The sequence below is a fragment of the Cellulomonas biazotea genome (genome assembly GCF_004306155.1).
Classification (GTDB): domain Bacteria; phylum Actinomycetota; class Actinomycetes; order Actinomycetales; family Cellulomonadaceae; genus Cellulomonas; species Cellulomonas biazotea.
This window is the reverse complement of the sequence record NZ_BIMR01000047.1, coordinates 1-7,663: the sequence shown is the minus strand read 5'-3', so window position 1 is coordinate 7,663 and position 7,663 is coordinate 1. Positions and strand designations below refer to the sequence as shown.

Annotated in this window: 8 protein-coding genes and 1 tRNA gene; 2 read left to right on the top strand and 7 right to left on the bottom strand. The window is 75.0% G+C overall.

Annotated features, from left to right (window positions below; all coding sequences use genetic code 11):
- Window positions 1-70: 70 nt before the first annotated feature.
- On the bottom strand, window positions 71-874 hold the full coding sequence (locus CBZ_RS04475) for a TetR family transcriptional regulator (protein WP_165446649.1): 804 nt from the start codon (window positions 872-874) through the stop codon (window positions 71-73).
- Window positions 875-1,005: 131 nt separating this feature from the next.
- Here CBZ_RS04475 and CBZ_RS20730 point away from each other — a divergent pair, with 131 nt between their 5' ends.
- Both CBZ_RS20730 and CBZ_RS04470 read left to right on the top strand, forming a co-directional pair.
- Complete coding sequence (locus CBZ_RS20730) at window positions 1,006-1,149, top strand: hypothetical protein (RefSeq protein ID WP_165446648.1); 144 nt, start codon at window positions 1,006-1,008, stop codon at window positions 1,147-1,149.
- Complete coding sequence (locus CBZ_RS04470) at window positions 1,146-1,631, top strand: nitroreductase/quinone reductase family protein (RefSeq protein WP_218022708.1); 486 nt, start codon at window positions 1,146-1,148, stop codon at window positions 1,629-1,631. The genes CBZ_RS20730 and CBZ_RS04470 overlap by 4 nt, the downstream gene beginning before the upstream one ends.
- A 43-nt stretch (window positions 1,632-1,674) precedes the next feature.
- Here the strand turns inward: CBZ_RS04470 and CBZ_RS04465 are convergent, their stop codons facing one another.
- From CBZ_RS04465 to CBZ_RS04440, 6 genes are all read right to left on the bottom strand, one after another.
- Window positions 1,675-2,193: a flavodoxin family protein gene (locus CBZ_RS04465; protein WP_130780393.1), complete on the bottom strand. Its 519-nt coding sequence runs from the start codon at window positions 2,191-2,193 to the stop codon at window positions 1,675-1,677.
- Window positions 2,194-2,291: 98 nt separating this feature from the next.
- Window positions 2,292-3,059 (bottom strand): DUF899 family protein, encoded by a 768-nt coding sequence (locus CBZ_RS04460; RefSeq protein ID WP_130780392.1) that lies wholly within the window; start codon window positions 3,057-3,059, stop codon window positions 2,292-2,294.
- Window positions 3,060-3,179: 120 nt separating this feature from the next.
- A tRNA-Leu gene (locus tag CBZ_RS04455) sits at window positions 3,180-3,253 on the bottom strand.
- Between the two features lie 154 nt (window positions 3,254-3,407).
- On the bottom strand, window positions 3,408-4,907 hold the full coding sequence (locus CBZ_RS04450) for an NAD(P)/FAD-dependent oxidoreductase (RefSeq protein ID WP_130780391.1): 1,500 nt from the start codon (window positions 4,905-4,907) through the stop codon (window positions 3,408-3,410).
- Window positions 4,908-5,031: 124 nt separating this feature from the next.
- Window positions 5,032-6,570 carry a GH1 family beta-glucosidase gene (locus CBZ_RS04445; RefSeq protein ID WP_130780390.1) on the bottom strand — a complete coding sequence of 513 codons (1,539 nt, stop codon included), beginning with the start codon at window positions 6,568-6,570 and terminating at the stop codon, window positions 5,032-5,034.
- A gap of 126 nt (window positions 6,571-6,696) precedes the next feature.
- On the bottom strand, window positions 6,697-7,663 hold a 967-nt coding region (locus CBZ_RS04440), incomplete at its 5' end, for a hypothetical protein (RefSeq protein WP_165446647.1).

Below are 7,663 nucleotides of genomic sequence, written 5' to 3'. Positions count from 1 at the left end.
GGCCCCGCCGGGCCGCGTCGGTTCGGCCCGCCGGGTCCGGTCGGTCGGGCTCCGGTCGGTCGGGCTCCGGTCAGTCGGCGGCGGCCGCGGCGGCCGCGCCGGCGTCGACCAGGCCTTCGAGCGCGACCCGCAGCGCGTCCGGGTCGGGGGCGGTGGCGTCGGGGTCGGCCTCGACGTGCGCGAGCACCAGGCTGGCGAGCGTCAGCGCGGGCACCGACCACGGCGACTCCTGCGACGACCCGAACGGCGCGAGCGGTCGCGTCGCGCCGACGACCTCGGGGTCCGCGAGCGCGGCGACGACGAACCCGGTGGTGGTCGCGGCGATGGCCCGGGCCAGGGTCGTCGCACCGTCGGGACCGGCGCCGAGCGGGCCTGTCAGCCGGAGCCCGAGCAGTCGGCGCGCCCCGTCGAGGACGACGGCGCCGCGCGCCACGGCCCGTCGCTCGCTGCGCGCGAGGGCCGCCGCGAGCGACGCGCGGAGGTCGTCGGACGGCACCCCGACGAAGGCCGCGCGCAGCGCGAGGTAGGTCCGGAACTGCGGTGAGGTGAGCGTCGCGTCGAGGTCGGTCTGGAAGGACAGGCGCAGCAGCTCGACGAACACCTCGTGACGGCCCTGCGGTGTCGCGAGGACGTCCCGGCGGGCTGCGAGCAGCGCGGTGGCCTCGGCGGCGACGCGGACGCCGACGTCGGTCAGCTCGGCGCCCTGCGCGAGCTCGAGCAGGACGTCCTCGAGGAACGCCTCGCGGCTGGGCCAGCGGCGGTAGGCGGACGTGCGGGAGACGTCGGCCTTGCGGATGACGTCCTCGAGCTGGAGGCCGTCGAGGGCCACGGTCACGCCGTCGGCGGCGAGCAGGTCGAGCGCGGCGTCGAGCATGAGCCGGCCGGTCTCGGTGTCGCTGCGGCGCGGTCGGCGGCCCCGCGCGGGGCGCTCTTGACCGCCGTCGCCGGCGGTCCTACGGTCATCACGAGACATGGAACTCCAAGTACCAAAGTAGGGAGACGAGCATGCCACCCCACGCCGTCGCGGGCCATCTCGTCGTCATCGTGGCACCGCTGACGGCGATCCTCGCGCTCGTGCACACCCTGCGTCCGGCAACCCGCCGCGCGCTGCGGGCCGTCTGGTCGACGCACGGGTCGTGGCCGGCATGAGCCCGCGGCCCCGCCCCTGGCACGCGGCGAAGCGGTGGATGTACGCGTCCGGCCGACCCAACCTCCTCGCCCGGTGGCTCAACGACCTCAGCGCGTGGCAGTACCGCCACGGGATCCTCACGCTCGGCGGGCGCGGCGTCACGCTCGAGACCCGCGGCCGCACGTCCGGGCGGCGGATCGAGCTCCCGCTCGTGCTCGTGCGGCACGACGGCCACCGCTACGTCGTCTCCATGCTGGGGACCTCCGCCGGGTGGCTGCGCAACGTCGAGGCCGACGGCGGACGCGCCGTCCTGCACGCCCCCCGCCCCCAGGACGTCCGCCTCGTCGAGGTGCCGCCCGAGCAGCGCGCCCCGATCCTGCGGCGCTACCTCGACCTCGCCCCCGGCGCGCGCCCGCACGTCCCCGTCGACCGCCACGAGCCCCTCGAGCGGTTCGAGGAGATCGCCGCCGACTACCCCGTCCTGCGGGTCGAGCCCGCCTGACAGGGCGCGGCGCCGAGCGTCTGCCCGGGCGCGGCGACGCCCGTCAGCGGACGACCGAGACCAGCCCCCGACCCCACTCCCACGCCCGCTCGACCTCACCGGCCGCCGGCCCGGCCGACGTGCCGACGACCCGGAACGTCTCCGGCGGCACGACGAGCCGTCCGCGCATCGCGCGCAGCCGGTCGGCGATGACCGTCGACGCCGCACCGCCACCCGGCGTGCCCCACGCGGTGTCGAACGCGGCGACGGGCAGGTCGGCGACCTCGCCGGGCGCGGACGCGAGCCACCGGTCCAGCCCGGTCAGGGCCGACACGACGTCCCCGTGCGCGCGGGCGCTCGCGCGCGACGCCTCCGTGCTCAGCCCCTGCCGGTGCGTCGGCCCGCCCACGACCAGCAGCAGCGGGTCGACGGGCCACCACGGCGCACGGTCCCCGTCGCCGACCACCCGGCCGACCTCGACGACGTCCGTCATGAGCCCGCAGGACGCGATGCCGGCACCCACCGCCTCGGCGACGGCCTGCGTCCCCCCGAACATCGACTCGAACACCACGATCGCGGTCATGTCCCCACCGTCCTCGCCTGCGAGGACGACCGCGGCGGCCGTAGGTCCCGACTGCGCGACGAGGCCCGCCGGCGCCCGGCCCGCGGCGCACGGCGACGTCAGTGGTGGTGGGCGTGCCGGCCCAGCGACGTGACGGGCGTGGCGCCCGGCCGGGTCCACTGCGGGGTCGGGCGGCTCACGTCCCACGCCTGGCCGCCGTCGGCGTCCGTGCGCCAGTACCAGCACGGCCGGTTCCCCTCCGGCCAGCCGTCGGGCGTGTCCTGCCACGCCTCGCGCCGCCCGTACGGCGTCAGGTCGAGCAGCGCGAACGCCGGGTTCGCGACCTCGGTGCCGCGGCCCGTCGTCGTGTACGTGAGGAACACCCGGCCGCCGTCGCGCAGGAAGCACGTGATCCGGCCCATGTCCTCGCCGACCGGCCACGCGACCCCGCGCACCGAGTACCAGGGCTCCGTGTAGCCCATGAACTCCAGGAACGCCGGGACCTCCTCCCACGGCCCCTCGGTGAGCACCGCGAACGCGACGCCCCGCGCGCGCAGGTAGACGGTGTCGCGCAGCGCCCACGCCGACACCGTGCAGCCCTCGCACTGACCCTGGAAGGGGGCGCCGTCGTGCCACATGTGCTGGTAGACGACGAGCTCGTCGCGACCCTGGAACAGGTCGACGAACGGCACCGGGCCGTCCGCGCCCTCGACCAGGACCGTCCCGTCGATCTCGACCATCGGCAGCCGCCGGCGCTCCGCGGCGAGCGCGTCGGCCGCGTGCGTGTGCGCCTTCTCGCGGACCAGAAGGGCGTCGCGCGCCGCCTGCCACGTGTCGACGTCCACGACGGGCGGGCGGCCCGTCGTGCTCTGCGACGTGCTCGTCATGGTGTCTCCCTCGCGTGCCCGGCCCGCCGGCCCGGTCGTCCGGCGGGTCTCGTCACCAGGCCAGACCGTCGAGGGTGCCGGAACTCATCGGCCCGCCCTGACTCCGCCACGACACCTCGGTGCCCCCGCCGGGGCTCGAACCCGGACTGGGCCGGGTTTAAGCCGGCTGCCTCTGCCGATTGGGCTACGGGGGCGGTGCCACCGCCGCCCCGGACACTGCCGGGGCGAGCGCCGCACCACGCACGCACATCCTGCCAGCGCGGCCGCGCCCGTCGGCGGGGACGCGACGAGCCCCGGTCCACCCGGGACCGGGGCTCGTCGGACGTGCTCAGCGGGTGTGTGCCGCGGTCAGCTCGCGCTCTTCGCGGCCTGCCCGCTGCCCGACGCCTTCGCGGCGGGCGAGCCGGGCTCGGCCTTCTGCGGCGGCAGGGCGGCGTCGGCCTCGACCGCGCGGGGCTTCGGCGGCACGGACGCGGCGCGGAACTCGGCACGGGGGTCGTGCAGGGTGCCGAGCGCGACGACCTCGCGGCGCAGCAGGATCGAGCCGGTCCAGCCGGCCATGATCCGCAGCTTCCGGTTGAAGGTCGGCATCGCGTACACGTGGTACGTGCGGTGCAGGAACCAGGCGAGCGCGCCGCGGACCTTCACCTTGCCGAACATCTGCGCGACGCCCTTGTACATGCCGAGGGACGCGACGGCGCCGATGTTCTTGTGCTGGTAGACCGTCGGCTCCGCCGAGCGGAGCACGCGGGCCAGGTTGTCGCCGAGGTGCTTGCCCTCGCGGACGGCGTGCTGCGCGTTCGGCGGGCAGAACTGGCCGGGGTTGTACAGGTCCGGGACGGCGGCGCAGTCACCGGCGGCGTAGGCGTCCGCGACGACGGTCCCGTCGGCGTCGACGACCTGCAGCAGCGGGTTGCACAGGACGCGGCCCATCTTGTCGAGCGGCAGGTCGGACTGCTGCAGGACGGGGTTGGCCTTGACGCCCGCGGTCCACACGATCGTCTCCGCGTCGAACTCGACCTTGTTCGACAGGACGACGTGCCCGTCGACGCACGAGTTGAGGAACGTCGAGAGGTGGATCTCGATGTTGCGCTTGCGCAGCTGCTCGAGCGTGTAGCCGCCGAGCTCCTCGCTGACCTCGGGCAGGATGCGCGGCGAGCCCTCGACGAGCACGAACCGCAGCTCGTCGGGCTCGATCTGCTGGTACTTGCGCACCGAGTAGCGGGCCATGTCCTCGACCTCGGCGAGCGCCTCGACGCCCGCGAAGCCGCCGCCGACGAAGACGAAGGTGAGCATGCGCTTGCGCAGCTCGGGGTCCCACGTGCTGGAGGCGACGTCGATCCGGTTGAGGACGTGGTTGCGGACCGCGATGGCCTCCTCCACGTTCTTGAAGCCGATGCCCTGCTCCGCGAGGCCCGGGATGGGCAGCGTGCGGGCGACCGAGCCGAGGCCGACGACCAGGTGGTCGTAGGTGATCCAGTACGGGTCGCCCTCCTCGGGCGTGATCTCGACCGTGCGCTGCGCGTGGTGGATCTGCGACACCTTGCCCTGCAGCACGTCGACACCCTTGAGGGCGCGACGGTGGGGGGCGACGACGTTGCGCGCGTCGATCGAGCCGGCGGCCGCCTCGGGGAGGAACGGCGCGTACGTCATGTACGGGCGGGGGTCGACGACGACGATCGCGGCCTCGCGCTTGCCGAGGCGCTTGCGGAGCCGACGGGCGGTCGTCAGGCCGACCGTGCCGCCGCCGAGGACGACCACGCGAGGCACCTTGCGGGGCTTGCCACTGGGCTTGACCGCACCGGCCGCGGGTGCGGCGTCGACCGGGGTCTCGACAGACTGAGGCATACCTCAACGGTATCGCCGACGCTCGACGGCGGCCCTTTCGCGGGACGGTGACGCTGCGCACACAGGCTGGGACGGCGCTGTGAGCCTGCTCTCAGCGGCATCCCACGCAGCGAGACGGCGCAGGTCAGACGGGTGGCACGGCGTGCGCGGCGACGACGTCGGCGTACCAGCGGGCGGACGCCTTCGGGGTGCGCTCCTGGGTCGCGAAGTCGACGTGCACGAGACCCCACCGCTGGTCCAGACCCTCCGCCCACTCGAAGTTGTCGAGCAGCGACCACGCGTAGTACGCCTGCACGTCGACCCCGTCCTGCGCGGCCCGCACGACCTGCTGCAGGTGCGCACGCAGGAACTCCAGCCGTTCGGGGTCGTCGGTGCCGCCCTCGGACGTCGGGTCGGGGATGCCGTTCTCGGTGACGACCAGCGCGGGGGCCGTCGGGTAGTCGTCGCGGACCCGCACGAGCGTCTCGTACATGCCCTCGGGGTGGACCTGCTGCCACGGCGCGTCCGACGTCGGGTACATCTCGACGTACTGGCCGCTCCGGTCGACGCCGGTCACGCCGTAGTACTGGACCGCGAGGACGTCGAGCGGCTCGCTGACGACGTCGAGGTCGCCGTCGAGCACGACGTCGTCGAGCACCGACGGGTCGGCGCGGATCTGGCCGGCCTCCTCGCCGATCGCGTCGTCCGGGTAGGTCCCGGTGAGCACCGGGTCGAGGAACAGGCGGTTCTCGACGGCGTCGGCGCGCACCGCGGCGTCCTCGGCCCCGGGCTCCCCCACGTAGACGGGCTGCAGGTTGAGCGCGATCCCGACCCGGCCGGACGCGCCCGACGCCCGGAACGCCTGCACCGCCATGCCGTGCCCGAGCAGCTGGTGGTGCACGGCCGCGACCATCTGCCCGACGTCGCGCACGCCGGGCGCGTGGTACCCGCTGCCGTAGCCGACGTAGGCGGTCGTCTTCGGCTCGTTGACCGTGAGCCACGGCCCAGGCATGTCACGCAGCGCGTCGAAGACGACGGCCGCGTAGTCGGCGAACCGCGACGCGGTGTCGCGCGACGCCCACCCACCGCGGTCCTGCAGCGGCTGCGGCAGGTCCCAGTGGTAGAGCGTCACGGCGGGCTCGATGCCGCGCTCCAACAGGCGGTCGACGAGCCGCCGGTAGAAGTCGACGCCCGCCCGGTTGACCGCGCCCGACCCGGTCGGCTGGACCCGTGGCCACGCGACCGAGAAGCGGTACCCGGCCAGGCCGAGGTCCGCCATGAGGTCGACGTCCTGCTCCCAGCGGCGGTAGTGGTCGGCGGCTGGGTCGCCCGTCGCGCCGTCGCGGATGCGGCCCGGCTCGGCCGCGAACGTGTCCCAGATCGAGGGGCCGCGGCCGTCGGCCGTCGTGGAGCCCTCGACCTGGAACGCCGACGTCGCGGCGCCGAGCACGAAGCCGTCCGGGAAGCGCATCGGCGTCGCGGGCGGCCGCCAGGTCTCCCCCTGCTGGGCCGGGTCGCCGGTGAGCGGCGCCGTCGGCGGGCCGCCGTCGCGCGTGCACGCCGCGAGGGCACCCGCCGCGAGAGTCCCGCCGCCGAGGCGCAGGACGTCCCGACGGCTCAGCCGCCCGGACGACGTCACGGGCGGCGCGGAGGCGGGGACGCGCACGGGCGGGCGACCGGGCATGAGGCTCCTCGACGAGCGGCACGGGGCGCCTGGCGAGCGACCGTCTCCGCTCGCCAGGCGCGGGAACACCGTCCCACCTGCGACGACGCACCGTCCAGGGTCAGAGGGCCCGTCAGGGGTGGGCCGTCAGGGAGTCGGGGACGAGGACGGTTCGTGCGTCGCCGCCGTCGGCTCCGGTGACGGGACCGTCGGGCCGTGCTCCCCGTCCGCGACGACCGTCCCGTCGATCTGCGGTTCGTCCGACCCGGAGGTCGTCCGCTCGACGGCCACCGCGGGCGCCTTCGCGAACGGCATCGGCGGGAGCTGGGCCTGGACGCCGTCGGGCAGGGTCGCCGGCCCGGTGTCGCCCCAGACGAACGTCGACGCCGGTGCGCCGCGCAGCGGGTAGACGTTCCACCGCGCCACGCCGTCCCGGGACGACGCGCTGACGAACTGCCACGGCTCGTCGCTGCCGGGGAACGACCACGACTGGTAGCCCTCGTCGAACGTCGTGCGGACCGGCCGCCCGCGGTCGTCGTAGATCTGCACGTCGGCCAGCGGGTTGCCCTCCGCGTCGTAGACGAACAGGTTGCTCACCTGCATGCCGTCGACCACGACACCGTCGACGACGTGCTCGCGGTACTCGACGCCGGGGCCGAGGTTGCCCTGCGCCCACTCGCGGTAGATCTGCTGGTGCCGGTCGAGCTCGGTGTAGACCGACGACACCGTCGGGAGCAGCGCGACCGCGGCGACGACGTTGACCCCGACGACGAGCCAGCGCAGCCGGGGTGCGCGCAGCCACTGGCCGCGCCCCCACTGCACGCTCACGACGACGCACACCCCGAGCAGCACGACGGTGGACAGGGACCGCGGGATCCACGGCGTGAAGTACCCCGAGTCGAGGTTCGCGACACCCGCGAGCAGCATGAACACGACCCACGCGCGCACGAGCCACCACACGGGCCGCAGCGCGACGGCGAACGACTCGACCGGCGGCCACCACGCGCGGCGGCGCAGCGCGGCGAGCGTGCGCACCCCGAGGGCCCGCACGGCGTGGACGGGACGCGCGACGGCGCGCCGGACGGACCGGCCCTGCGGCGGCGCGGTCGCGAGC

What these genes read in the sequence shown, in the direction of transcription:
- CBZ_RS04465 (WP_130780393.1), bottom strand. Translation starts at nt 2,193, where the DNA reads ATGACCGCGATCGTGGTGTTCGAGTCGATGTTCGGGGGGACGCAGGCC.
- CBZ_RS04460 (WP_130780392.1), bottom strand. Translation starts at nt 3,059, where the DNA reads ATGACGAGCACGTCGCAGAGCACGACGGGCCGCCCGCCCGTCGTGGAC.
- CBZ_RS20730 (WP_165446648.1), top strand. Translation starts at nt 1,006, where the DNA reads ATGCCACCCCACGCCGTCGCGGGCCATCTCGTCGTCATCGTGGCACCG.
- CBZ_RS04475 (WP_165446649.1), bottom strand. Translation starts at nt 874, where the DNA reads ATGCTCGACGCCGCGCTCGACCTGCTCGCCGCCGACGGCGTGACCGTG.
- CBZ_RS04445 (WP_130780390.1), bottom strand. Translation starts at nt 6,570, where the DNA reads ATGCCCGGTCGCCCGCCCGTGCGCGTCCCCGCCTCCGCGCCGCCCGTG.
- CBZ_RS04450 (WP_130780391.1), bottom strand. Translation starts at nt 4,907, where the DNA reads ATGCCTCAGTCTGTCGAGACCCCGGTCGACGCCGCACCCGCGGCCGGT.
- CBZ_RS04470 (WP_218022708.1), top strand. Translation starts at nt 1,146, where the DNA reads ATGAGCCCGCGGCCCCGCCCCTGGCACGCGGCGAAGCGGTGGATGTAC.